Source organism: Brachybacterium sp. EE-P12 (assembly GCF_003711805.1).
GTDB lineage: Bacteria > Actinomycetota > Actinomycetes > Actinomycetales > Dermabacteraceae > Brachybacterium.
Genome location: NZ_QXCP01000006.1, coordinates 61274 through 86358 on the forward strand (window position 1 = coordinate 61274; position 25085 = coordinate 86358).

Consider the following 25085-nt stretch of genomic DNA (forward strand, 5'->3'; position numbering starts at 1 on the left):
GGCCGAAGGATCCTCACCTCGGACGAGATACCAATAGTTGGTAATCTTGCCGCATGGCTCAGAACACCTCCATCAGTCTCGACGATCACTACGCAGGCTTCCTCGCCGAGGAGGTCGCCTCGGGCCGCTATCGCACCTCCAGTGAGGTGATCCGCGCGGGCCTGCGCCTTCTCGAGGACCACGAGTCGCAGATGCGCGCACTGCGCTCGGCGCTCGTGGCCGGCGAAGAGAGCGGCGCGCCCGAGGTGCTGGACATCGACTCCTTCGTCGCCGGCAAGAAACGTTGAGCACTCTGCTCTTCACGCCCGGCGCACGTGACGACCTCTCGGAGATCTGGGACCTCACCGAGGAGCGCTGGAACGCGGCACAGGCGGAAACCTACGTTCTCGAGCTCCACGCCGCGGCTGAGCGCGTCGCGGAGGACCCCGCTCGAGGGCGACCCGCGGACGAGGTTCGTACGGGGTACCGCCGCTACGGGATCGGCTCCCACCTGCTCTTCTATATCGTGCGCGAAGACGCTGTCGTCATCGTGAGAATCCTGCATCAGCGTATGGATCCCACTCGGCATCTCTGGGGGACTGATGCATGATCAGGTGTCCGCTGGAATCGGGTCGACGGGCACACTGGAGACGTCGATCCATGCAGCTTTCGGGTAGGCCTACGGCTTCGCGCGCTGCTGGCTCCTCACGGCGCGGAGAGCGCCGCTCGACAGACCGGCCCCGATGCCGGGCGCGGCGAGCTCGAGTGCCGCGAGCCGTCCCTGGCACCATGAGCACCATGAGCACGTCCACCGCGCCCCGCATCCTCCTGTTCATCGGCGACTCGATCACCGACTGCGGCCGACGGGAGGACCCGGACGGCCTCGGCCACGGCTACGTGCGAATGTTGGCCGAGGAGCTCCGTGCTCGCGAACCCGACACGACGGTCCTGAACCGCGGCATCAGCGGGCACAAGGCCGCCGACCTCGTGGCCCGCTTCGAGCAGGACTGCCTCGGCCTCGCCCCGGACCTGGTGACGGTCTACATCGGCGTGAACGACTCCTGGCACTACACGACGGGGCGCGACGAGCACGTGGACGAGGAGTCCTTCGAACGGGACTATCGGTGGATGCTCGACCAGATCGCCGAGCACCTGCCGGGGACCGCGGTGACCCTGGTGGTGCCCTTCGTCGCGGACGTCGACGAGGACGTGCGCCGGATCCACGACGATCTCGATCCGAAGGTCGCGATCATCCGTCGCCTCGCCCTGGAGCACGGCCACACCCTCGTCGACCTCGAGCAGCTCCTCGCCGGCGTGCTCGCCACAGGGATGCCTCCCGAGCGGTTCGCCGAGGACGGCGTGCATCCCACCCCGATCGGGCATCGCGCCATCGCCGACGCCTGGCTCGACGCCGTTCGCCCCTGAGCCTCCACCCCGCAGAGCGCGCACAGTGCCGGAGCCGCCCCCGGCGAGCGCCCGGGACCGGTGAGCACCGCAGATCGTCGAGCCTCCCGGACCAGGGAGCATCCGGGACCGTCACCGCAGCGGCGCGCTGATGTCGGCGGAGAGGAACCCGCGCCGGAACGAGCGCGCATCGAGCACCACCACCTCCGCGGGCCGCACCGGATTGCGCAGGTGCACGTGCCCGCTGCGCGCATCAGCGCCGACGAGGGCGAAGACGTGGTTGGGCGGCAGCGGCCCGGCGACCGTGCCCACGCGAGGGCTCAGCGGATGGGTGGAGGCGCACAGCGCCCGTCCCTCGGCCCTCCAGGCGAGGATCTGCGCGGCATCGGGGAGCCGCAGCCGGGTGCGCACCCGCTCGCCCGTGAGCAGCTCGAGGCCGAAGCGGGCGATGCCGCGCTGCAGCATCCCGTAGCCGCCCGCGACATGCCCGGCGATCGCCTTCTCGAGCACGCCCGCCCAGCCGGGGTTCGCGCCGTCGCGCCGGGCGTGCTGGAACACGCCGCGCTCGTCGACGGGCAGGCGTCTGTCCACCAGCAGCGGGCCGTCCACGCCCGGCAGACGCACGGGGACGAGGCCGTCCTCCTCGGCGCCCACCAGGGCGCGCAGCCGCTCGGGCGCCGTTTCGTGGAGGGCGAGCATCGGCGCCATCAGCCAGCAGTCCCCGAGCCGGCCCTGCCGCGGCCGGCGCAGCACGTCCGGTGCGAGGGGTCCGCGGTCCAGGGCGAGGGCGACGGCGTGCGGGCCGGGGGAGAGGTGCAGCACCGTCCCGTGCGAGGCCGCGCCGTCGGCCGCCGCCGCGTCGGCCCTGAGAGGCTCGTGGGGCGATCTGCCGAGCGCGCCGGCCGTCCCGGAACGCGCAACGCGCGCCCGCCCCGACGGGGCGAGCGCGCGCAGGGTGCGGCGCCAGGTGCGCACGCGCGGGCGGGAGCTGCTCACGAGGCCCTCCGCCCGTCGGTCATCGGGACGCTCAGTGCGCCTCGGCCGGGACGATCTTCTGCCCGGTGCGCTCCATGACCTCCGCGAACCAGGGCTGGGAGATGTCGAAGGCCTTGTGCCCGGCGACGCGGTCGAACTCGACGGCGCGCAGCACGTCCCCGCGCTCCTCGTCGTGTCCGATCAGGCCCGAGCCGCCCTCGAGGGCGACCTGCACCGCGTAGTCCGTCATCGACTTGATCAGACGGATGTCCTCGGGGTTCGCCTTCGCGGAGCGGGAGAAGTAGCCGGACTTCTGGACCATGACCTTCTCGGCGCCGAGCTTCTCCGCGAACTGCTTCGCGAACCACTGGCCGGGGTTGATCGTGTCGATCTTGACGTGGCCGAAGGGGTCCTTCTCCGGCTCCTCGCCGCGCTCCTGCATCTCGGCGATGATCTCGGGGATGCCCGCGCCCTCGGACAGGAAGATGTTCACGCAGCCGGCCTCGTCCATGACCTTCTTCAGGCGCGCGGCCTCCGCCTCGATGTCGAGCTTCAGCTCGGGCAGGAACACGGCGTGGACGTCCCAGCGCTCGGCCTTGTGGCCGATGCCGGGCAGCCACTGCTGCGTGGAGTGCCAGTCCTGGTAGTACTCGGCCGCCTGCGCAGTGAGGTACCCGCAGGCGCGGCCCATGATCTCGTGGATGATCAGCATCTTCGGGTTCGAGCCGTGCTCGGCGATGATGTTCTGCGCGAAGATGCTGGTCTGCTCCGCGGCGGACTTCGCGCCGAGCGACTGGCGGATCGGCACGATGTCGTTGTCGATGGTCTTGGGAAGGCCCACGACCTGCATCTCGTGGCCGTGCTCGTGCAGGTACGCGGCGAGGTCGGCGGCGGTGGTGTTGGTGTCGTCGCCGCCGATGGTGTGCAGCACGTCCACGCCGTCGGCCTTGAGCTTGTTCGCGGCGACCTCGAGGGCGTTCTCGCCCTCGGCGATCAGGCCGCGCTTGACGAGGTCCTTCGTGTTGGTGAGCTTCACGCGGGAGTTGCCGATGGGGGAGCCGCCGAAGTCGTGCAGCAGACCGGCCTTCGCACGCACCTCGTCGTCCACGACGAAGTACTCACCGGAGAGCAGGCCCCAGTAGCCGTGCTTGTAGGCGATGATCTCGACGTCCGGCACCAGTTCGGTGTAGCGCTCGATCAGGCCGCCGACGGCGGAGGAGAGGCACGGGGCGTAGCCCCCGGCGGTGAGAAGTGCGACGCGCTTGACGGTCATAGGGCGGAACCTCCGAGAGTCCGGGAACGGGCGCGCAGGAGGACAGGGTCGATCCTGCGACGCTGGGTTCTGCTCATCGTACCGAGACCGCGCCGTCGACGCCGACGCGCAGGCCCTGCTGGGACGCGGGGACGAAGCGCGGCCGCCCTGCCCGCTCCGGCGCGTCGCGGGCGCCGCCCCGGGCTCAGCTCTCGCGCTGGGCGAGCGCCTCCAGCACCTCCTCGTGCAGCAGCGAGTTCGTCGCCACCGCGTTGCCGCCGAAGGGCCCGGGCTCGCCGTCCAGGGAGGTGAAGCGGCCCCCGGCCTCGGTGACGATCGGCACCAGCGCGACCATGTCGTGGAGGTTCAGCTCGGGCTCGCAGGCGACGTCGACCGCGCCCTCGGCGACCAGCATGTAGGACCAGAAGTCGCCGTAGGCGCGGGTGCGCCAGAAGCGCTGCATGAGATTGAGCATCTGCGGCAGGCGGTCGGTCTCGGCCCAGCCGTCCAGGGAGGAGTAGGACAGCGAGGCCTCCTCGATGGTGGGGACGGAGGAGACCTGCAGACGGGTCGCGCTGCTCAGCCGCGAGCCGGTCCAGGCGCCGGCGTCCTCCCCGCCCCACCAGCGCCGTCCGAGCGCCGGCGCGGAGACGAGGCCCACCACGGGCCGGCCGTCCTCGATCAGCCCGATCAGCGTGCCCCACACCGGCACGCCGCGCACGAAGTTGCTGGTGCCGTCGATCGGGTCGATCACCCACTGGCGCGGCGAGGCGCCGGTGCTGCCGAACTCCTCGCCGATCACCTGGTCCCGCGAGCGGGCGCGCGAGAGCTGGGAGCGCACCAGCTGCTCGGCGGCGGTGTCCGCATCGGTGACCTCGGTGAGATCGGGCTTGGTGGAGACCTCGAGGTCCTGCGCCTTGAACCGGGAGGCGGTCAGCTGGTCCACGGCGTCGGCGAGCACATGGGCGAGGCGCAGGTCATCGGCATAGCGGCTGGACATGGACTCCACGATAAAGTCCCGCACCCCGGGGGCGCGGGATTGACCGCGCCCGCCGCCCGGGTCGCGCCCGTCGGCCGCCGTGGCTCAGACGTCCCAGGGGTCGTTGCGGCGCAGCACCTCGGCGAGGCGCCGGTACGAGGCCAGGCGTGTCGGCCCCGCCGTGCCGGCCCGTCCCTGCTCCACCAGCTCGTCGAGGGCGCAGTCGGGGGCGTCCTCGAGATGGGTGCAGCCGCGCGGGCACTCCTCGGCGAGGTCCGCGAGGTCCGCGAAGGCGTCCAGCAGCTGCTCGGGGTCCACGTGCCCGAGGCCGAAGGAGCGCACCCCCGGCGTGTCGATCACCCAGCCGTCGTCGCCCGGCAGCTGCAGGGCGAGGGCCGACGAGGAGGTGTGCCGGCCCCGGCCGGTGACGTCGTTGACCTGGCCGGTCGCACGGTCCGTCCCCGGCACGAGCGCGTTCAGCAGCGTCGACTTGCCCACCCCCGAATGGCCGACGAGCACGCTGATCCGGCCCGAGAGCCGCTCGCGCAGCTCCTCGAGGCCGACGACCCCCGGCCGCGCGGGATCCTCCGACTCCGCGGGGCTCTCGCGCCGGGTCACCACGTGCTCGAGGCCGAGCGGGGCGTAGGCGGCCAGGAACTCCTCGGGAGAGCGCAGGTCCGCCTTCGTCAGCACCAGCAGCGCCTCGACCCCTGCGACATAGGCGGCGACCAGGCAGCGGTCGATCATGCCGCCGCGCGGCTCGGGATCGGCCAGCGCCGTCACCATGACCATGAGGTCCACGTTCGCGACCAGCGGCCGCTCGGTCGCGTCGTCGTCGTCGGCGCTGCGGCGCAGGAAGGAGCTGCGCTCCTGGATCCGCACGATGCGGGCGAGGGTGCCGTCGCGTCCTGAGACGTCTCCGACCAGGCCCACCAGGTCGCCGGGGACGACGGGGGAGCGGCCCAGCTCACGGGCCCGCATCGCGGTCACCGCGCGCTGCTGCGCGGTGCCCTCGGCGACGACGGTCCGCCAGCGGCCGCGGTCGACTGCCACGACCCGCGCCGTGACCGCGTCCTCGTGCTTGGGACGGTCCTTCGTTCGAGGCCGCGAGCCGCGCCGGTTGGGACGCACGCGCACGTCGGACTCGTCGAAGTCCCGCACTGACCGCCTCACCACGAGGTGCCCCCTCCGCCGCGCAGGACCCGGGCCCTCCCGGGCCCGCGCGGCACCGGGCTCACTCCTCGCCCTCCGCCGGCTCGGGATGCAGCATCGACAGCCACATCCCCACGAAGTCGGGCAGGGTCTTCTGCGTCGTGCCGATGTCGACCACCTGCACGCCCGGCACCTTCAGGCCGATGATCGCACCGGCCGTGGCCATGCGGTGGTCCTCGTAGCTCTCGAAGACCGCGCCGTGCAGCTCGCCCGGGCTGATCACGAGCCCGTCCTCGAGCTCCTCGGTGACCGCACCGATCTTCGTCAGCTCGGTCGCCAGCGCCTTCAGCCGGTCGGTCTCGTGACCGCGCAGGTGTCCGATGCCGGTGAGCCGGGAGGGGGAGCCGGCCAGCGCGCAGAGCGCCGCGATCGTGGGCGCGAGCTCCCCTGTCGCGGACAGGTCCGCCTCGATCCCGCGGATCGCGCCGGTGCCGTGCACGCACACGGCCTCGTCCTCCCGCCAGACCTCCGCACCCATCCGCGCGAGCAGCTCACGGTAGGCGTCGCCGGGCTGGGTGGTCGACTCCGGCCAGTCGTCCACCGCGATCGTGCCGGCCGTGGCCAGCGCCGCCGCCAGGAACGGCCCGGCATTGGACAGGTCCGGCTCGACGACGACCTCGAGGGGACGGATCGGGCCGCGCGCGACCCGCCACGTGTGGCGGCCCTCCGCATCCAGCGCATGGGAGGCCTCGACCCCCGCGCGGCGCAGGGTCTCGAGGGTCATGTCGATGTGCGGCAGGGAGGGCAGCTGCTCCCCGACGTGCACGAGCTCGAGGTCCTGCTCGGCGCGCGCCGCGACCAGCAGCACGTTGGAGATGAACTGGCTCGAGGCGGAGGCGTCGACCTCCACCCTCCCGCCGCGCAGCGTGCCGGTGCCGTGCACGGTCAGCGGCAGCCGGCCCGGCTCGCCGTGCTCCGTGACCTCGACGCCCTGGCCGCGCAGCACCTGCACGACCGCGTCCATGGGACGTGCGAGCGCGGCGTCGTCGCCGGTGAAGCGCACGTCGCCGTGGCGCAGCGCCGCCAGCAGCGGCACGAAGCGCATCACCGTGCCGGCCAGGCCCGTGTGGATCTCGACCGGCTCGGCGGGGTGCTCGCAGGCCGGCGGGATCGGGGACACGTGCAGCACCCCGTCGCGCACCTCGAGCGCCGCACCGAGCCGTTCGAGCGCGTCGCGCATCAGCCGCGTGTCACGCGAGACCAGCGCGCCCCGCAGCGAGGACGGCTCCTCCGCCGCGGCGGCCAGCAGCATCCAGCGCGCCGTGAGCGACTTCGAGCCCGGCACCCGCACCAGCGCGTCGACCGGCTGGTCGGCGACCGGTGCGTTCCACAGCACCTCGGACGTCATCGGACTCAACCGAGCTGGCTGCTGAGCTGCTTCTGCGCGGAGTCGGCGGCGCCCTTCGCCTTCTTCTCCAGCTTCCCGGCCTTCTTCTCGAGCTCCCGCTGCCGCTGCGCGGCCTTCTTCTGGCTGCGCTCGACGAACTTGCTCGCCCGGTAGCCGAGCGAGGGGCGGCCGTCGTGGTCGACGACGGCCAGCAGCACGCCGCCGAGCAGGCCGGCATCGGTGAGGATCGACTGGACCTCCGCGACGAGCTCCTCGCCGCGCAGCTCCCAGACCCTCTTCCGGCCGGCCCAGCCGACGGAGGTGGTCACCAGCAGCGTCGCCGCAGCGGCGCGGGGAGCGCGATTGGTCGCGTACAGCAGGCCGGCACCCGCGGCGACCGCGCCGGCGGCGCGGATCACGGCGCGGGTGTCGACGAAGCCGGGCGCGGAGCTCTTCGCCAGGGCCGAGTCGACGGCGTCGAAGGCCTGCGGGTAGACGTCGATCTCGCGCTCGGGATGGAGCGCGGTGCGCACGCCCTCGAAGACGAAGGGGGCGGCGAGCAGCGGTCGTGCGATCCGGCGGACCAGGGCCATGGTGTCCTCACGTTCTGAGCGGGTGTCGACGGTCCGGTGACCTCTCTGTCTGGCAGATCACCGAGCCCCACACTACCGCTCGGGGAACATCCGCCATGTGCATCGCGTTGGGACGGTCGGCGCGGCGAGGGTCCGCGCCCCGTCGGGACGCCGACGCGGAGGGTCGCTGACGCCGGCGAGAGCCGGGGAGGGAGCGGAGCATGACCGCTGCACTGCGCGACCGCACACTCGTGCCCCCGGGTGGCGTAGGTTTGAGGACGATGACCCAGACACAGCCCACTCCTGGCCACGAGACCGGCCTGTCCCCGGCGGAGCAGACGCCCGCCGAGCAGCCCGGTGCGGCGCAGGACTTCGACTTCGAGACCGAGGCGCTCTCGCACCTGGACTCGCTCTACGGCGGCGCGCTGCGGATGACCCGCAACCCCCACGACGCCGAGGACCTCGTCCAGGACACCTTCGTCAAGGCCTTCCGAGCCCAGGACCGCTTCACCCCGGGCACGAACATGCGGGCGTGGCTGTACCGCATCATGACCAACAGCTTCATCTCGACCTATCGCAAGAAGCAGCGCCGCCCCAAGGAGTCCTGGACCGACACGGTCGAGGACTGGCAGCTCGCGGAGGTCTCCAGCCACTCGAGCACGGGACTGCGCTCGGCCGAGGCGGAGGCGCTCGACCATCTCCCGGACTCCGCGGTCAAGGACGCGCTGTCCGAGCTGCGCGAGGACTACCGGATGGCGGTCTACCTCGCCGACGTCGAGGGCTTCGCCTACAAGGAGATCGCCGAGATCATGGACACGCCGATCGGCACCGTGATGTCGCGCCTCCACCGCGGTCGCCGCCAGCTGCGGGAGAAGCTCACCGACTACGCCCAGCGCACGGGCTTCCTGCGTGCGCCGACCCCGGCGGGGGACGCCGCCGACGAGACCGGCACCGGCACCGCGGACCGGGAGGAGGACCGATGACCGAGCACGAGAGCACCCGCCGCGAGCGCGCGGCGCAGGATGCGCGCGACATGCGCTTCGGACTCGAGGAAGCCCTGGACGGTGAGCTGCCCCGCGAGACCGTCGAGCGGATGCGCCGCCATACCGACGACTGCCCCGAGTGCGCGGACGAGTGGGAGCTGGTGCGCCGCATGAAGGAGCTCGTGCGCCGCAGCTGCGCCGACCGCGCCCCCTCGGACCTGCGTGAGCGGATCGCGGTGCAGTGCCGCACCGTCACGGTCACCCGCACCGGGCCCGACGGGTCCACCGTCCAGGTCACGCGCTCGACGACCACGCGGCGCACCCTCCCGCCGGAGTGACCCGCGCCGGTCGCCCCGCGCGACGGCCGCGGTGCACGTCCTCGCACCGCGCATGACGAAGGGCCCCTCCCGCGGGAGGGGCCCTTCGTCGCGTCGCTCGAGGCGACGGCGCGGTCAGCTGTTGGGGCGCTTGCCGCGATTCGCGCTGTTCTTGCGGCGAGCCTTGCGCTTGCGTCCTCGCTTGCTCATCACGCTCTCCTTCCTTCGCCCGGATACGACCATCCGATTCTGCCACACCCCACCTCGAGCCCGTGCCCTGCGAGGGCCGCACTGCGGCGGCTGAGGCCGAGGTCACCCGGCCGGCGGGACGAGGAGCGCCCGGCCTCGGGTCAGTCGGAGGTGCCGAGCCAGGAGCCGAAGCCGCTGTGCAGCACGAGCCAGGCGATGAGCCCGTAACCGGTCTGGCCGGGATGGTCTCCCGCCGACCGTGCCAGATCGCTCTCCCACTGGTCATGGCCGATGAGCCCGCCGACGGTGTCGACGTAGGGGATCCGGCGCCGCCCGCAGACGTCCTCGAAGGCTCCCGACAGCTCCCGCACCCCGGCGGTCGTCCCCGGATCGCGGCTCGGCGCGGGCCCCACCACGAAGGCGGGGATGCGCAGCCGCTCGAGTCCGTCGAGGATCTTGGCGAGGTTCAGGCGGGAACGGGCCAGGGAGATGCCCTGCTCGACGTCGGCCCGGCCCATCGCGAGCACGACGCGGTGGTCGATCGAGCCGTCGGCCCGGCCCTGCTCGGAGAACCGGCGCTTGACGTCGTCGTCCCAGCGGTCGGCGAGCTCGGCCGAGGTCTCTCCGGGCAGCGCCGCGGAGAACACGTCGATCCGGCACTCCGCGCCCTGCTCGCTGGCCACGGCCCGGCCCAGCCAGCCCAGCGCGCGAGCGTCGCCGACACCGGCGAGGAGCTCGTCGCCGAGCGCGATGATCCGGATGCGGGAGCCCGGATCCGGGACGGGCGAAGTGGGCACGGTCTGCACCGGGACCTCCTGAAGTGGACGGGATCGATCAACTCTAACGGCGGCACGGGCCGCGGGGCGAACCCGCGGCCCGCACGCGCTCAGGCCTGGAAGGCCCGGTCCAGCAGGTCCTCCTGCTCGACCTTGTGGGTGGAGGTCGACCCCGTCGCGGGCGAGGCGGAAGCGGCACGGGCCACGACCCGCAGAGTGCGCCCCACCTCGACGGGGAAGTTCATCGCCATGAAGCCCCAGGCGCCCTGGTTCTGCGGCTCCTCCTGCACCCAGGTCAGCGGGGCGTCGGGATAGGCGTCCAGCACGGTGCGCAGCTCGTCCTCGGGAAGCGGGTAGAGCTGCTCGACGCGCACGATCGCGGTGCTCGTCGCGCCGAGCTTCTCGCGCCGGGCCACGAGGTCCCAGTACACCTTGCCCGAGGCCAGCAGCACCCGGCGCACCCCGGCGGGGTCCACCGTCGTGTCCGGCAGCACCGGCTCGAAGGTCCCGCTGGTGAAGTCCTCGACCGCACTGACAGCGGCCTTGTTGCGCAGCATCGACTTGGGCGTGAACACGATCAGCGGCTTGCGCGGTTCGGTCAGCGCCTGCTTGCGCAGCAGGTGGAAGTAGCTCGCCGGGGTCGACGGCGCGGCAACGCGCATGTTGTCCTCCGCGCACAGCTGCAGGAAGCGCTCGATGCGGGCGGACGAGTGGTCGGGCCCCTGGCCCTCGTAGCCGTGGGGCAGCAGCATGACCACGCTCGAGTTCTGGCCCCACTTCTGCTCGGAGGCGGAGACGAACTCGTCGATGATCGTCTGGGCGCCGTTGACGAAGTCGCCGAACTGCGCCTCCCACAGCACCAGCGAGTTCGGGCTCTCCACGGAGTAGCCGTACTCGAAGCCCAGCGCCGCGAACTCCGAGAGGGAGGAGTCGTAGACGTTGAAGCGGGCCTGGTCGTCGGAGAGATAGGACAGCGGGGTCCAGGTGTCGCCGTTCTCGTGGTCGATGAGCACGCTGTGGCGCTGCACGAAGGTGCCGCGGCGCGAGTCCTGGCCGGCCAGGCGCACCCGATGGCCCTCCATGAGCAGGGATCCGAAGGCGAGCAGCTCGCCGTAGGCCCAGTCGACCCCGCCCTGGGAGGACATCTGGGTGCGGCGCTCGAGGACCTGGCGCAGCTTGGGGTGGACCTCGAAGGACTCGGGGATCTCCGCATGCGCCTGGCCGATCCGCTCGATCACGGCGCGGTCCACGGCGGTGGTGGCCGCGGCCGGCGCGGAGCCGCCGCGCTGCGCGGCGGGCAGGTCCAGGCCCTGGACGTTCGCATCGGTGGAGGCGCCGCCGGCGGCGTCGGAGCGGATCGAGGCGAAGGCCTCGTCGAGGTGCTCCTGGAAGTTGCGCACCAGGCCCTCGGTCTCCTCCTCGGTCAGGTCGCCGCGCTCGATGAGCGCCTCCATGTACTGCTTGCGGGTGGAGGCCTTCTCGCCGATCAGCTTGTACATCTCCGGCTGCGTCATCGAGGGGTCGTCGCCCTCGTTGTGGCCCCGTCGGCGGTAGCAGACCATGTCGATCACCACGTCGCGGTGGAACTTCTGGCGGAACTCGAAGGCGATCTCGGCGACCCGTACGCAGGCCTCCGGGTCGTCGCCGTTGACGTGGAAGATCGGCAGCTGCGTCGACTTCGCGACGTCCGTGGAGTAGAAGGACGAGCGCGAGGAGTCCGGCAGCGTCGTGAAGCCGATCTGGTTGTTGATGATCACGTGGATCGTGCCGCCGGTGCGGTAGCCGCGCAGCTCGGAGAGGTTCAGCGTCTCGGTCACCACGCCCTGGCCGGCGAAGGCAGCGTCGCCGTGGACCAGCACCGGCAGCACCGGGAAGTCCTCGGGTCGCTCGAGACGGTCCTGCTTGGCGCGCACGATGCCCTCGAGGACGGGGTTGACCGCCTCGAGGTGCGAGGGGTTCGCGGCGAGGTAGACCTTCGTGGACTTCCCGTCGTGCGAGGTGTACTCGCCCTCGGTGCCCAGGTGGTACTTCACGTCGCCGGAGCCGAGCTTCTGGCCGTAGTTGCCCTCGAACTCCTGGAAGATCTGGCCGTAGCTCTTGCCGGCGAGGTTCGAGAGCACGTTGAGCCGGCCGCGGTGGCTCATGCCGATGCACACCTCGTCCAGGCCCTCGTGCGCGGCGCCGTGCAGCACGGTGTCGAGCATCGGGATGACCGCCTCGCCGCCCTCGAGGGAGAAGCGCTTCTGGCCGACGAACTTCGTCTGGAGGAAGGTCTCGAACGCCTCGGCGGCGTTGAGGCGATCCATGATGTGGGTCAGCTCGGCCTTGTCGAAGGGCTCGCGCGGAGTCTCCATCTTCTGCTGGATCCAGGCGCGCTCGGCCGGATCGGAGATGTGCATGTACTCCACGCCGATGGTGCGGCAGTACGCGTCGCGCAGCACCCCGAGAATGTCCCGCAGGGTCATGTGCTCCTTGCCGCCGAGGCCCCGGGTCGGGAAGGTGCGGTCGAGGTCCCACAGCGTGAGGCCGTAGGTCTCCACGTCGAGATCCGGGTGGTTGCGCACCTTGTACTGGAGCGGATCGGTGTCCGCCATGAGGTGCCCGCGCACGCGGAAGGAGTGGATCAGGTCCATCACCCGGGCCAGGCGCTCCGAGGTGGTGTGGCGGAAGGGGTTGTCCGGCACCCAGCGCACCGGCTGGTAGGGCAGGCGCAGCGCGGCGAAGACCCGGTCGTAGAACCCGTCCTTGCCCAGCAGCTTGTCCGCCATCCGCTTGAGGAACTCGCCCGAGGCGGCGCCCTGGATGATGCGGTGGTCGTAGGTCGAGGTCAGGGTCATGACCTTCGAGACCGCGAGCTCGGCGAGGGTCGCGGGGCTCGCGCCCTGGAACTGGGCGGGGTAGTCCATCGCGCCGACGCCGACGATCACGCCCTGGCCCTGCATGAGGCGGGGGATCGAGTGGACGGTGCCGATGCCGCCGGGGTTCGTCAGGGAGACGGTGGTGCCGGTGAAGTCGTCCATCGTCAGCTTGCCGCTGCGGGCCTTCTTCACGACCTCCTCGTAGGCCTTCCAGAAGCCGTGGAAGTCGAAGCGCTGCGCGGCCTTGATGTTCGGCACGACGAGGCCGCGGGAGCCGTCGGGGCGGGGCATGTCGATCGCGAGGCCGAAGTTGACGTCCTCGCGCTTCATGAGGAGGGGCTTGCCCTTCTCGTCGAGGTCGAAGCCGTTGTTCATGTCGGTGATCTCGGTGACCGCCTCGACCATCGCCCAGCCGATGAGGTGGGTGAAGGAGACCTTGCCCGCTCGATGGCGCTTGAGATGGTTGTTGATCACCAGCCGGTTGTCGAACAGGAGCTTGACCGGCACGTCGCGCACCGAGGTCGCGGTGGGGACGCCCAGGGACTCGTCCATGTTCCGCACGACGGCGGCGGCGGGGCCGCGCAGCTTGACGGCCTCGGGCTCGCGCAGCTCGACCGCGGGGATCTGCGCAGTGGTGGTGGGGACCTTGGCGGGGCGGTCGGAGGTCGTGGAGACCGACGGCGTCCTCGGGGAGGCGGACTCGGAGGATGCGTTCACGGCAGGGGATTCCTTCGCGGGCGACGAGGCGGCCGACGGCGCGGCCGGGGAGGGAGCAGCGGCCGCGGGGGCGGTCGGTGCGGGATCGGGGGAGGACGCGGCGGGGGCCGCGTCGGCAGGTGCGGCGGGCCGGTCCTCGGCGGAGGGCCCGTCGGGGGCGGAGGACGGAGCGGGGGCGGAGGCCTCCGAAGCCGTGGACGGCGCCGTCGCCGTCCCGGAGGTCTCGGTGCCGGGCCCGGTCGTCCCGGGGCTCTCGGCGCCTGCCGAGCTGGTGGAGGCGAAGTGCTCCGCCCAGCTGGGATCGACGCTCGAGGGGTCCTCCCGCCACTGCTCGCGGAGCACGTCCACGAGCCACTGATTCGGACCGAACTCCGCGGAATCGGAGTCCTGTGTCTGCTGTGACACTCTGAGATCGCCAGCCTTCTCACAATCGAGAGATACGGATGGACCCAGCGTAACGGGCCGGGCGGGCCGACGTGCGCCGCGGCGCAGGTCGTGGGCGGCACGGAGCGACGGTGGTGGGGGACATCACGCCTTCCGGCCGACGTCGGGGAGGACCACCCGGATGAGCGAGGAGCGGCCCTCGCTCGCGGCGGCGCTGCGAGGGTCGTCGAGCACCTCGATCGTCCCGCCGTGCAGTCCCACCGCCCAGCGGGCGATGGCGAGCCCCAGGCCCGTCCCGCCGGAGGAGTCCGCGGCGCCGCCGCGCTGGAAGCGCTCGAAGACGCGCTCGCGGTCCTCGCGCGCGATGCCCGGGCCCTCGTCGTGCACGTCGATGTGCACGCCGTCGTCCGCGCTCGTGCGGGCGGCGCTGATGTGGATCCGCCCGCCGGCGGGGGAGTGGCGCGCGGCGTTCTCCAGCAGGTTGTGGATCACCTGATGCAGGCGGGCGGCGTCGACGTCGACGGCGAGGTCCGGCGGGTCGACGTCCACGATCCAGCGCACGTCCCGGCCGCCCGCGGCGAGCGCGGCGGCGTCGACGACCTCGTGGAGGAAGGGGGTGAGCTCGACCTCCTCGAGGTCGAGCTCGACCACCCCCGCGTCGAGCCGGGAGAGGTCCAGCAGATGGTCGACCAGCTGGGAGAGCCGCTCCGTCTCGGTGAGCGCGACCTCGAGCGCGGCGGGATCGGGCTCGGTGACCCCGTCGACGAGGTTCTCCAGCTGCGCGCGCAGACCCGCGACCGGGGTGCGCAGCTCGTGGGAGACGTTCGCGACGAGGTCCCGGCGGGTGCGGTCGGTCTGCTCGAGCTCGGCGGCCATGGCGGAGAACGCCTCGGCCAGCTGCCCCACCTCGTCGCGGCTCGTGGCGCGCACCGGCCCGCTGTAGTCGCCGCGGGCCATCGCCCGGGCGGCCGCGGTCATCTGCCGCAGCGGCGAGGTCATCCCGCGGGCGAGCAGCTGGGTCGACACGAGTGCTGCGATCACGACCAGCGGCAGGGACAGCAGCGGTTCGATGCCGGCGCGGATGCTCACCTGGGTCAGCAGCGCCGCGACCGTCACGCTCACGCCCACCAGGATCCCGAGCTTGACCTTGAAGGAGCGGAAGCGGTCCAGGGGGCGCACATCGAGCCGATCGGGGACGCGGCGTCGGGCGGGCGCGCCGCCGTCCTCGCCGTCCCCACCGCGCATCGGGCTCATGGGGCGGTCGGCTCGTCCGGGGTGGGCATCGAGTGGAGGTCGTACGGTGCCGGCTCCCGGGCGGGGGCGCCCTCCTCCGGATCCTCCGGGACCTCGAGCGCGTAGCCCACCCCGTGCACGGTGCGCACGAGGTCCGCGCCGAGCTTGCGCCGCAGCGCCTTGACATGGGAGTCGACCGTGCGGGTTCCGGTCGCGTCGACCCAGTCCCACACGTCCGCGAGGAGCTGCTCGCGGGTGAGCACGGTGCCGGGCGCATTGGCCAGGCACAGCAGCAGGTCGAACTCGGTGGGGGTGAGGTGGGCGGGCACGCCGGCGCGCATCACGCGGCGGCCGGCCCGGTCGATGACGAGGTCGCCGAACTGCAGCGCCTCCTGCTTCTCGGCCTCGCCGGGCGCGGGCGGCCCGGCGCGCCGCACCCGGCGCAGCAGCGCCTTGAGACGGGCGACGAGCTCGCGGATCGAGAAGGGCTTGGTCATGTAGTCGTCGGCGCCGACGCCGAGGCCCACGAGCATGTCGGTCTCGTCGTCGCGGGCGGTGAGCATGAGCACGGGCACCGGCTCATCGGCCTGGATGCGGCGGCACACCTCGAGGCCGTCGAAGCCGGGCAGCATCACGTCGAGCACCACGAGGTCCGGGCGCACCTCGGCGACGGTGCGCACTCCCGAGGGGCCGTCCAGGGCGGTGGCGACCTCCCAGCCCTCCGCGGTGAGCCGGTCGGCGATCGCGCGGGTGATCGTGGGCTCGTCCTCGATCACCACCACGCGCACGGGCGAGGAGTCGGCGGATGTGCTGCGGTCCGGGGTCGACATGGGGTCACTGTAGACGGCGGGCCCTGAACGGCGTCGGAGGCGGGCGTCGGGCCACGGCGGGCGGCGTCGGCGGGCGACCGGGCCCTGCGAACGACGGCGGCGGGGGCGCGGGGAACGTCCCGACGTGACGCATCCCCTCGCGCGCCGGGCGCTCCCGTCAAGACCTCCCCACCTTTCTGCCAGATCGGCAAAAACTTGGCAATGACCCGACCGCGTGGCTCGCTCGGCGTCGTGACCTGGGCCTAGGTTGTTCGAGGTTGTTCGGCGACGCGTACTTCCCCGTCCGGCGTCGCGCACGGGACAGCACCGTGCCAGGAACGCACACGGACGAGACTTGCAGTCGCAACGGAAGAGGGACACAGGTGGCGAATCATCGCGCTGACGGACGCGCCACGGTGCGCAAGCACCGTGCGGTCGGAGGGACCCATCGTGACGCCGCGCTCCCCGCGAGCGCTGTGAAGGTCGGTGTGCTCGGCGTCCTCGCCACCGCCACCATCGCCGCCCCCCTCGCCGCCGCCGCCGCGGGCATCGACGAGTCCGCTCCGACCGACTCCCTCGCCCAGGCCGCCCAGGAGCCCGCCGCCCCGCAGGCCGCCGCCGCGGAGGCAGCTGCCGCGATCGCCCCCGTCGAGCTGCCCGGCGCGACCGAGGCCGCCCTCGAGGAGCGCTCCGACGGAGAGGCCGCGAGCCGCTCCGAGGAGCGCACCGCCCCCGCCGAGGAGGCAGGGGACTCCGAAGGCACCGGCATCGAGGTCTCCGTGCCCGAGCCCGAGCCCGTCGCCACCGAGGAGCAGGCCGGCGCCGAGGACGGCGAGAGCGCCGACGCCGGGTCGAGCGACTCCGGCTACATCCGTCCCGCCTCCGGCCCCATCACCTCCGGCTACGGCGGCCGCGTCCACCCTGTGCTCGGCTACTACAAGGGCCATGACGGCGTCGACTTCGGTGCCGCGTGCGGTGCCCCGGCGAAGGCCGCGAAGTCCGGCACCGTCGTCGCCGTCGAGTACCACCACGCCTCCGGCAACCGGGTGAAGATCGACCACGGCAACGGGGTCATCACGGGCTACTACCACCTCCAGGGCTTCAACACCTCCGTCGGCGCGAAGGTCTCCCAGGGCGACGTCATCGGCTACGTCGGGTCCACCGGGCGCTCCACCGGCTGCCATCTGCACTTCGCGAAGATGGACGAGGCCGGCAACTACTCCGACCCGATGTCGCTGCTGCGGTGACCGCCTCCGGCGCGCCCGTCGTCCTCGGGGTCGAGTCCTCCTGCGACGAGACCGGCTTCGGGATCGTCTCCGACGGCGTCCTGCTGGGCCAGGGCCTCGCCTCGAGCGCCGCCCAGCACGCCATGTTCGGCGGGGTCGTCCCCGAGATCGCGGCCCGCGCGCACCTCGAGGCCGTCGTGCCCACCCTGCAGATCGCGCTCGAGGACGCGGGCGTCGAAGCCCGCGACATCACCCACGTCGCCGCGACCTCCGGGCCGGGCCTCGCCACCGCCGTCCACGTGGGGCTCGCCGCCGCGAAGTCCATCGCCTGGGCGCTGGACCGGCCGCTGTACGGGGTGCACCACCTCGCCGGCCATGCCGCCGCCGACACCCTCGAGCACGGGCCTCTGCCCGAGCGCTCGATCGTGCTGATCGTCTCCGGCGGGCACACCTCGATCCTCGCCGTCGGCGACCTCGTGCGCGATCCGATCGAGCACCTCGGCGACACCCTCGACGACGCCGCGGGGGAGGCCTTCGACAAGGTGTCCCGCCTGCTCGGCCTCGGCTACCCCGGCGGTCCGGCGATCTCCCGCGCCGCTGCGGACGGGGACCCCGCCGCCTTCGCCTTCCCGCGCGCGATGCTGCGGCCGGGCGATGCGCCCTTCACCTTCTCCTTCTCCGGGCTGAAGACGTCGGTCGCCCGCACCGTGGAGAGCCTCGAGCGCGCCGGCGAGCCCGTGCCCGTCGCGGACATCGCCGCCTCCTTCGAGCAGTCCGTCGTGGACGTGCTGGTCGCCAAGGCTGTGCGGGCCGTGCAGGAGCGTGGCCTGGACACCCTCGTCATCGTCGGCGGCGTCGCCGCGAACGCGCGTCTGCGCGCCGTCGCCCAGGAGCGCTGCGATGCGGCGGGGATCGAGCTGCGCATCCCGCCGCCACGGCTGTGCACCGACAACGGGGCGATGATCGCCGCGGTCGGGGACCTGCTGGTGCGCTCCGGCGCCGAGCCCAGCGGGCTGTCCATCGCCGCGGACCCCTCGGCCGTGCTCCACGGGGCCCAGCTCCCGCTGCCGCGGTGAGGTCCCTCTCACACCCGGCGCTCCGGGCCCCGCGCCCGGCCTGCCGCACCCCCAGGTGTTGCTAGACTCCTGGAGTCCGCCCGCGTAGCTCAGTGGATAGAGCGTCTGCCTCCGGAGCAGAAGGTCGTAGGTTCGAATCCTGTCGCGGGCACCACGGGAGATCCCCGGTCAGCGGCCCCTCAGGGCCGCGGGCCGGGGATCTTCCCGTTCCCGGGGCGTCGTCCCCCGCCTCAGCGCCACGCGTCCTCGCCGGACCGCCACCGCTCGCGCCGGGAGGCGCGCTCACTGCGACGGGACCGTCGAGGCCGCACCGTGGCCCAGCGGAGCAGGAGCGCCACGAGCACACCGATCACCGGGACGATGCCCCAGGCCAGCACGGCGTGGAGTCCTGCCTCGCCGAGGTGGAGGCCCTCCAGGCTCGACATCACGATCGCGAACGCCACCGAGACCACGACGAAGAATCCCAGCACGCCGCCGACGATCGTCAGCGGATGGCGGGTGCGGCGAGTGCCGCCGCGCTGCACGGGCTCGGGCGGCGGAACGTCCGCGCCGGTCGACTGCGTGGCTCCCGCGAACTGGGCGAGGGCGTCGGCGAGCTGGAAGGCGGCGGTGAGCCGTTCGGGGGACTCCGGCTCGAGCGGCTGCGAGCCCATCACGGTGATCTCCCGGCCGTGGATCTCCAGGCTGCAGTCGCCGAGCAGCCTCCAGAGGGCGTCGTCCAGCTGCGCAGTCATCGGGAAGGTCCGGAGCGTCGGATGGTCGCCGGGAGGGAGGACCACTCGCACGAAGCCCTCCGCCTGCGGCGCGTTCGCCGCGCTCACCGTCCCCGAGGAGCCCAGCCTGATCCTGACCCGCTTCGTCGGCCACGTGTCGCCGACCTCGAGGGCCGGCGACGTGTGAGTGCGCAGGCTGTGCAGGATGATCCGCTCCCCGCTGCGGAACCGACTGCCCGTGTAGTGACGGGCCTCGACCGAGCGCTGCAGCGTCAGCCCGTTCGCGCGGGCCACTCCCTCGAGCCCGGTGCCGGTCCCCGCCTTGCGCAGCACGTCGAACAGGGCCCAGGCGCCGCACGCTGCGAAGAGCGTCATGGTGCCGACGAATCCCCAGTCCGTCCCCGGGCGGAGGACGGCCACCAGGATGCCGATCATGGGGCCGAACAGGATCACCCCGCCGATGGTGGCCCCGACGACCTGGATGGGGGAGGCGCCGAGGGATCGCAGACGGGAGAGGGGACTCGGCCTGCGCTCGAGCGGCGTCAGGTCGAGACTCGTCAACTCTGCTCGCTCCGCAGCTCGCGCAGCCGCTGCAGCACCTCACGTGCCGCGACGGTGTCCGCGATCCGCAGCCCCGCTGCGGTGTCGCCGCCGCCCACCTTCACCGTCACGTCCCGCTCCTCGGCCGTCGCGAAGACGGACTCGTCGGTCACGTCGTCGCCGAGATAGAGCCACGCATCCGCGGCGCTCGCCCGGGCGAGCGCGTCGACGGCGACGCCCTTCGAGGTGTGCACCACCGCGAACTCGACGACCTCCTTGCCCGGGGTGACGGTCACGTCCGGCAGGGACGTGGCGTACTCGAGAGCGGACTCCGTCGCGTTGTGGCCCCCGCGACCGGTGGCGTTCCTGGTGTGGAGCACCGCGGCGGTCGGCTTCGTCTCGACCTCCGCGCCGGGATGGGCGCGGGAGATCCGGCGCAGCTCGGCGGTGATCGTCCCGAGCAGCTCCTCCTTCTCCGGAGTCATCGACAGCGAGGAGCGGTCCAGCACCTCGGCCTGCATCCACGGCGGCAGCGCCCCGACCTCCGCGCCGTGGGAGCCGACGAGCACCACGGAACTGGGCATCCGCGTGTGCCCGTTTAGATCCTCGAGCGCGCGGCCGGAGACGAGGGCGACCGCGACCCCGGGCAGCTCGGCCAGGTCCCGCAGCGCGGCGAGGGCCTCCGCATCGGGCTGCACCGCGTCGCGGTCCTCGACGATCGGCGCGAGCACGCCGTCGAAGTCCGTGGCGATCAGCAGGCGCGGAACATCGGAGAAGGTGCGCAGCGCCTCGTCGACAGCGGCCGGGTCGCTGGGCTCGTCGCCGCGGAGCCTCACCGAGGGCACCGCGGCCTGCGCCTCGGCGCCGACGTGCCCGAGATGGTCCAGGAAGTCGTGAGCCCAGGTCTGCACATCGTTCTCCATCACCTGGTGGCGCAGCGAGCGCATCGCCTCCTCCTGCTCCTCGACCGGCATGGCCAGGGCCTTGAGGATCGCGGCCTTGAGCTCGTCGATGTCGTGGGGGTTGACCAGCACGGCGGCGCGCAGCTCGTCGGCGGCGCCCGCGAACTCGCTGAGCACGAGCACGCCGCGGAGATCCGGGCGGGAGGCGACGTACTCCTTGGCGACGAGGTTCATCCCGTCCCGCAGCGCGGTCACGAGCACCACGTCCGCGGCCATGTACATCGCCGTCATGTCGCGCCGGTCGAAGGAGTGGTGCTGGTAGGAGACCGCCGGACGGCCCAGCGGTGCATGCTCTCCGTTGATGCGTCCCACGGTCAGCTCGACCTCGTCGCGCAGCTGCCGATAGGCCTCCACGCGCTCCCGCGACGGGGTCGCGACCTGGATCATGACTGCGTCATGCGGATCGATCGCCCCGTCGTCCAGCAGCTCGCCCCAGGCCTTCAGACGGTGGCGGATGCCCTTGGTGTAGTCCAACCGGTCCACCCCCAGCACCACCTTGTCGGGATCGCCGAGGTCGTGGCGCAGCTGCTCCGCGCGGGCGCGGATGTCCGGGTCCTCGGTGAGGGCGGAGACGGCGGCGGAGTCGATCGAGATCGGGAAGGTGCGCGCCTCGACCTCGCGCCGCGGCGCCGCTCCCAGGCCGGGCACCGAGATCGTCGTGCCATCGACGTGATAGCCCAGCAGCTTCCGCACCGCGGCGACGAAGTTCAGGGTGTCGCTCTCGCGCTGGAAGCCCAGCAGGTCCGCGCCGAGCAGGCCGCGCAGGATCGAGTTGCGCTTGGGCAGCTGGGAGAACAGCTCCACGGAGGGGAAGGGGATGTGGTTGAAGAAGCCGATCCGCACGTCGGGCCGCTTCTCCCGGATCATCCGCGGCACCAGCTGCAGCTGGTAGTCGTGCACCCAGATCGTGCCGCCGCGGGCGGCGACCGGTGCGGCGGCCTCGGCGAAGCGCCGGTTGGCCGAGAGGTACGAGTCCCACCAGGTGCGATGGAAGACCGGGTCGACGATCACGTCGTGGTACAGCGGCCACAGGGTCCCGTTGGAGAACCCCTCGTAATAGCGCTCGACGTCCTGCTGCTCGAGCCGCACCGGGTACAGGCTCATCCCATCGGCCTCGAAGGGGTCCGGTGCCTCGCCGGGCGATCCGGCCCAGCCCACCCAGGCCCCCGAGTCGACGGTGCGCATCACCGACTCCATCGCGGTGACGAGGCCGCCGGGGCTGGTCACCCACTCGGTGGCGCCGTCGGGCAGGGTGCGGGAGTCGACGGGCAGGCGGTTGGCGACGACTACGAGCTCGTGGCCGCGGGGCTGTTCGGGGGCGGGGGTGGTGGACACCGGGACTCCTTCGCTGGAACGGGTCAGGGGCGAGGAGCGCATGCGTCGGGGGACCGTGGACGGGCCCTGGCGGCTCCCGCGCCGACGGCCCGAGCCTATCAAGTGCGATGCCTCACGCGGCGAGCCCTCACCCGACCGGCGCCGCTCTCACCAGCGCACTCGCCCTGACGTCCGGACCTGCCGGGACAGCGGCCGACCGGACGGTGGGCGCCGACCGCACCGGGGCGGGAGGGGGAGCCCGTGCGATGTTCGCGGTGCGGACCCGTGCGCGGGACCGGCCCCGGTCCTCGTACGATCCCAGGGCGCCGTCGGCGCACATCGTCCCCCGGACCCCAGCGAGGACCAGGAGCCCCCATGCGCGCCCACGAAGCCGGTGCCCTCCACGGCAACGACGCGGCCCCCACGTGGCTGCCCTACCCCAGCGACGTCAACACGCTCATCGACGGCCTCTGGTCCCGCACCACCCGACGCACCGTCGACGGCGCCGTCGAGGTGGGCGGCGTGGACGTCCGCCGCATCGCCGAGGAGGTCGGCACCCCCGCCTTCGTGCTCGACGAGGACGACTTCCGCCGCCGCGCCCGCCGCTTCCGCGACGCCTTCGCCGAGGCGTTCCGCCCCCACGCCGGGGCCGACGTCTACTACGCCGGCAAGGCGTTCCTGTGCGGCGCGGTGGCCCGCTGGGTCGAGGAGGACGGGCTGGGCCTGGACGTGTGCACCGGCGGGGAGCTCGCCGTCGCCCTGCGCGCGCAGTTCCCGCCCGAGCGGATCGCGCTGCACGGCAACAACAAGTCCGTCGCCGAGATCCGCCGCGCCCTCGAGGCGGGGGTGGGCCGGATCGTGGTCGACTCCCTCGACGAGGTCGACCTGGTCGACGCCGTCGCCGCCGAGCTGGGCGTGCGCGCCGCCGTCATGCTGCGCGTGACCACGGGCGTGGAGGCCCACACCCACGAGTTCATCGCCACCGCCCACGAGGACCAGAAGTTCGGTCTCTCCCTCACCGGCGGCATCGCCTTCGAGGCCGTGCGCCGGGTGCTGGACGCCGCGCAGCTCGACCTCGTGGGCCTGCACTCCCACATCGGCTCGCAGATCTTCGACACCGGCGGCTTCGAGGTCGCGGCCCGCCGGGTGCTGGACCTCGTCGCCCAGGTGCGGGACGAGCTCGGCCACACGATCACCCATCTCGATCTCGGCGGCGGCTTCGGCGTCATGTACAACACCCAGCACACCCCCGCCGAGCCGGAGGCGCTCGCGAGCGGGATCGCCGGGATCGTCGAGAAGCAGTGCCACGACCTCGAGCTCGAGGTCCCGCACCTCGCCTTCGAGCCGGGCCGCGCGATCGCCGGCCCCTCCACCCAGACCCTCTACACCGTCGGCACCGTCAAGGACGTGCGCCTCGGCGGCCCCCACCACCGCGTGTACGTCTCCGTGGACGGCGGCATGAGCGACAACGTGCGCACCGCCCTGTACGACGCCGACTACTCCTGCCTGCTCAGCGGCCGCGTCTCCGCCGAGCCGCCCGAGGTGGTGCGCGTGGTGGGCAAGCACTGCGAGAGCGGCGACATCGTCGTCAAGGACGAGTACCTGCCGGCCGACGTGCGCCGCGGCGACCTGATCTCCGTGCCCGTCACCGGCGCCTACTGCTACTCGCTCGCCTCGAACTACAACCACGTCCCGCGCCCGCCCGTGGTCGCCGTGAAGGACGGGGAGATCCGCACCCTGCTCCGCCGGGAGACGGAGGAGGACCTCCTCGGCCTCGACGTCGGCTGACCGGCGCGGCCCCGCGATCCCGCGGGGCCCCGGCCCCGACGCACGCGTTCATACGCGGTCACGCACCGACGCCCACCTCGGCTACAGTGCGCAGAGCCCGCCCCCGGCCGCATCCCGGCCCCTGTGGAAGGACCCCTCGCCCATGTCCCAGCACGTCCCGCAGCCTCCGGCGACACCGGACCTCCCGACCCGCCCCGCCCTGCGGGTGGCGGTGCTCGGCGCCGGCACGGTCGGCACCGAGGTGCTGCGCCTGCTCGCCCAGCAGGGGGACGAGCTCGCCCACCGCGTGGGCGCCCGCCTCGAGGTCATCGGCATCGCCGTGCGCGACCGCTCCCGGGACCGCGGCGAGCACGTGCCCGCCGCGCTGCTCACCGAGGACCCGAGTGCGCTCGTGCGCGAGGCCGACCTGGTGATCGAGGTGATGGGCGGCATCGAGCCGGCCCGCACCCTGCTGCTCGAGGCGATGGCGCACGGAGCGAGCGTCGTCACCGCCAACAAGGCGCTGCTGGCCCAGGACGGCCCCGCGCTCTACGAGGCCGCGGACGTGCACGGCGTGGACCTGTCCTTCGAGGCCGCCGTCGCGGGCGCGATCCCCGTCGTGCGCCCCGTGCGCGAATCCCTGGCCGGCGACAGGATCCAGCGCGTCATGGGCATCGTCAACGGCACCACCAACTACATCCTCGACGCGATGACCCGCACCGGCGCCGACTTCGGCGACGCGCTCGCGAGCGCGCAGGAGCTCGGCTACGCCGAGGCCGACCCGACGGCCGACGTCGAGGGCCATGACGCCGCCGCGAAAGCCTCGATCCTCGCGTCCCTGGCCTTCCACTCCCGGGTGCGGCTGTCCGACGTGCACTGCGAGGGCATCAGCGCAGTCTCGGCCCAGGACATCGCCGCCGCCGGTCGGATGGGCCGCACGATCAAGCTGCTGTCCATCGTCGAGCGGATCGCGGAGGAGAACGGCGAGCGGATCTCCGCCCGCGTCTACCCCGCGCTGATCCCCGAGGCCCATCCGCTGGCCTCCGTCTCCGAGGCGTACAACGCCGTGTTCGTCGAGGCCGACGCCGCCGGCTCCCTGATGTTCTACGGCCAGGGCGCCGGCGGCGCGCCGACCGCCTCGGCGATCCTCGGCGACGTCGTCTCCACCGCCCGTGCCCGCGTGCACGGGGGAGTGGGACCGCGCGAGTCCCGCTACGCCGAGCTCGAGTCGATCCCGCTCGAGGAGCTGCGCAGCGCGTTCTACGTCTCGCTGACGGTCGAGGACCGTCCCGGCGTGCTCGCCGAGATCGCCGGGACCCTCTCCGGCTACGGCATCTCGATCTCGACGATCCACCAGGAGCTGCTCGCCGACGGCGAGGGCCAGGGCGCGGACCGCGCCCACATCGGCATCAGCACCCACCGCGCGCTCGAGAGCGCGATGACCGCCTCGCTGGACATGTTCTCCTCGACCGCGACCGTGCTCAGCATCGACTCCGTCCTCCGCATCGAAGGAGATTGACC

At 72.6% G+C, this 25085-nt stretch carries 22 protein-coding genes and 1 tRNA gene; 10 read left to right on the plus strand and 13 right to left on the minus strand.

Translation table 11 applies throughout. The features are described from left to right. Positions 1 to 53: 53 nt before the first annotated feature. The 3 genes from D1648_RS09805 (at position 54) to D1648_RS09815 (ending at position 1404) form a co-directional block, all read left to right on the plus strand. On the plus strand, positions 54 to 287 hold the full coding sequence (locus D1648_RS09805; protein WP_122941233.1) for a type II toxin-antitoxin system ParD family antitoxin: 234 nt from the start codon (positions 54 to 56) through the stop codon (positions 285 to 287). Next, complete coding sequence (locus D1648_RS09810; protein WP_122941235.1) at positions 284 to 589, plus strand: type II toxin-antitoxin system RelE/ParE family toxin; 306 nt, start codon at positions 284 to 286, stop codon at positions 587 to 589. The genes D1648_RS09805 and D1648_RS09810 overlap by 4 nt, the downstream gene beginning before the upstream one ends. 188 nt (positions 590 to 777) lie before the next feature. Next, complete coding sequence (locus D1648_RS09815) at positions 778 to 1404, plus strand: SGNH/GDSL hydrolase family protein (protein ID WP_122941237.1); 627 nt, start codon at positions 778 to 780, stop codon at positions 1402 to 1404. Between the two features lie 111 nt (positions 1405 to 1515). Here D1648_RS09815 and D1648_RS09820 read toward each other — a convergent pair whose 3' ends face one another. The 6 genes from D1648_RS09820 to D1648_RS09845 form a co-directional block, all read right to left on the minus strand. Further along, positions 1516 to 2379 (minus strand): C2 family cysteine protease, encoded by an 864-nt coding sequence (locus D1648_RS09820; RefSeq protein WP_241155435.1) that lies wholly within the window; start codon positions 2377 to 2379, stop codon positions 1516 to 1518. A gap of 31 nt (positions 2380 to 2410) precedes the next feature. Further along, positions 2411 to 3631, minus strand: coding sequence for a pyrophosphate--fructose-6-phosphate 1-phosphotransferase (locus tag D1648_RS09825; protein WP_122941239.1), 1221 nt, complete (start codon positions 3629 to 3631; stop codon positions 2411 to 2413). Between the two features lie 184 nt (positions 3632 to 3815). Further along, positions 3816 to 4610 carry a histidinol-phosphatase gene (gene hisN, locus D1648_RS09830; RefSeq protein ID WP_122941241.1) on the minus strand — a complete coding sequence of 265 codons (795 nt, stop codon included), beginning with the start codon at positions 4608 to 4610 and terminating at the stop codon, positions 3816 to 3818. A gap of 84 nt (positions 4611 to 4694) precedes the next feature. After that, a complete protein-coding gene (gene rsgA / locus D1648_RS09835) occupies positions 4695 to 5765 on the minus strand; it encodes a ribosome small subunit-dependent GTPase A (protein ID WP_164518673.1) in 1071 nt (356 codons plus the stop codon). Positions 5766 to 5823: 58 nt separating this feature from the next. Next, on the minus strand, positions 5824 to 7149 hold the full coding sequence (aroA, locus tag D1648_RS09840) for a 3-phosphoshikimate 1-carboxyvinyltransferase (RefSeq protein WP_122941243.1): 1326 nt from the start codon (positions 7147 to 7149) through the stop codon (positions 5824 to 5826). Positions 7150 to 7154: 5 nt separating this feature from the next. Continuing rightward, positions 7155 to 7721 carry a hypothetical protein gene (locus tag D1648_RS09845; protein WP_122941245.1) on the minus strand — a complete coding sequence of 189 codons (567 nt, stop codon included), beginning with the start codon at positions 7719 to 7721 and terminating at the stop codon, positions 7155 to 7157. A gap of 260 nt (positions 7722 to 7981) precedes the next feature. Here D1648_RS09845 and D1648_RS09850 point away from each other — a divergent pair, with 260 nt between their 5' ends. Continuing rightward, positions 7982 to 8683, plus strand: a complete 702-nt coding sequence (locus D1648_RS09850) for a sigma-70 family RNA polymerase sigma factor (RefSeq protein WP_122941248.1) — start codon at positions 7982 to 7984, stop codon at positions 8681 to 8683. Then, positions 8680 to 9021, plus strand: coding sequence for a mycothiol system anti-sigma-R factor (gene rsrA, locus D1648_RS09855; protein ID WP_122941250.1), 342 nt, complete (start codon positions 8680 to 8682; stop codon positions 9019 to 9021). The genes D1648_RS09850 and rsrA overlap by 4 nt, the downstream gene beginning before the upstream one ends. A 114-nt stretch (positions 9022 to 9135) precedes the next feature. Here the strand turns inward: rsrA and D1648_RS18495 are convergent, their stop codons facing one another. The 5 genes from D1648_RS18495 to D1648_RS09875 form a co-directional block, all read right to left on the minus strand. Continuing rightward, positions 9136 to 9210: a 50S ribosomal protein bL37 gene (locus D1648_RS18495; protein WP_369801468.1), complete on the minus strand. Its 75-nt coding sequence runs from the start codon at positions 9208 to 9210 to the stop codon at positions 9136 to 9138. Positions 9211 to 9350: 140 nt separating this feature from the next. Further along, on the minus strand, positions 9351 to 9995 hold the full coding sequence (locus D1648_RS09860; protein ID WP_122941252.1) for a GDSL-type esterase/lipase family protein: 645 nt from the start codon (positions 9993 to 9995) through the stop codon (positions 9351 to 9353). Between the two features lie 80 nt (positions 9996 to 10075). Then, positions 10076 to 13945: a multifunctional oxoglutarate decarboxylase/oxoglutarate dehydrogenase thiamine pyrophosphate-binding subunit/dihydrolipoyllysine-residue succinyltransferase subunit gene (locus tag D1648_RS09865; protein WP_122941254.1), complete on the minus strand. Its 3870-nt coding sequence runs from the start codon at positions 13943 to 13945 to the stop codon at positions 10076 to 10078. Between the two features lie 123 nt (positions 13946 to 14068). Then, positions 14069 to 15178 carry an ATP-binding protein gene (locus D1648_RS09870; protein WP_370239788.1) on the minus strand — a complete coding sequence of 370 codons (1110 nt, stop codon included), beginning with the start codon at positions 15176 to 15178 and terminating at the stop codon, positions 14069 to 14071. Further along, positions 15175 to 15987, minus strand: a complete 813-nt coding sequence (locus tag D1648_RS09875; protein WP_122941256.1) for a response regulator transcription factor — start codon at positions 15985 to 15987, stop codon at positions 15175 to 15177. Before D1648_RS09875 ends, D1648_RS09870 begins: the two co-directional genes overlap by 4 nt. Positions 15988 to 16349: 362 nt before the next feature. On the opposite strand from D1648_RS09875, the gene D1648_RS09880 reads away from it, so the two are divergent. The 3 genes from D1648_RS09880 (at position 16350) to D1648_RS09890 (ending at position 18422) form a co-directional block, all read left to right on the plus strand. Continuing rightward, a complete protein-coding gene (locus D1648_RS09880) occupies positions 16350 to 17213 on the plus strand; it encodes a M23 family metallopeptidase (protein ID WP_241155436.1) in 864 nt (287 codons plus the stop codon). Beyond that, entirely contained in the window at positions 17210 to 18268 is a 1059-nt protein-coding gene (tsaD, locus tag D1648_RS09885; RefSeq protein WP_122941258.1) for a tRNA (adenosine(37)-N6)-threonylcarbamoyltransferase complex transferase subunit TsaD, read from the plus strand. The genes D1648_RS09880 and tsaD overlap by 4 nt, the downstream gene beginning before the upstream one ends. A 78-nt stretch (positions 18269 to 18346) precedes the next feature. Continuing rightward, positions 18347 to 18422 (plus strand) — tRNA-Arg (locus D1648_RS09890). A 76-nt stretch (positions 18423 to 18498) separates the two neighbouring features. Here D1648_RS09890 and D1648_RS09895 read toward each other — a convergent pair. Together D1648_RS09895 and D1648_RS09900 are read right to left on the minus strand one after the other, a co-directional pair. Continuing rightward, positions 18499 to 19542, minus strand: coding sequence for a hypothetical protein (locus tag D1648_RS09895; protein ID WP_122941260.1), 1044 nt, complete (start codon positions 19540 to 19542; stop codon positions 18499 to 18501). Continuing rightward, positions 19539 to 21818, minus strand: a complete 2280-nt coding sequence (locus D1648_RS09900; protein ID WP_122941262.1) for a bifunctional alpha,alpha-trehalose-phosphate synthase (UDP-forming)/trehalose-phosphatase — start codon at positions 21816 to 21818, stop codon at positions 19539 to 19541. The genes D1648_RS09895 and D1648_RS09900 overlap by 4 nt, the downstream gene beginning before the upstream one ends. A gap of 354 nt (positions 21819 to 22172) precedes the next feature. Between D1648_RS09900 and lysA the strand changes: the two genes are divergently transcribed. After that, positions 22173 to 23585, plus strand: coding sequence for a diaminopimelate decarboxylase (lysA, locus tag D1648_RS09905; RefSeq protein WP_122941264.1), 1413 nt, complete (start codon positions 22173 to 22175; stop codon positions 23583 to 23585). 142 nt (positions 23586 to 23727) lie between these two features. Then, positions 23728 to 25083: a homoserine dehydrogenase gene (locus D1648_RS09910; protein WP_122941266.1), complete on the plus strand. Its 1356-nt coding sequence runs from the start codon at positions 23728 to 23730 to the stop codon at positions 25081 to 25083. Positions 25084 to 25085: the final 2 nt, after the last annotated feature.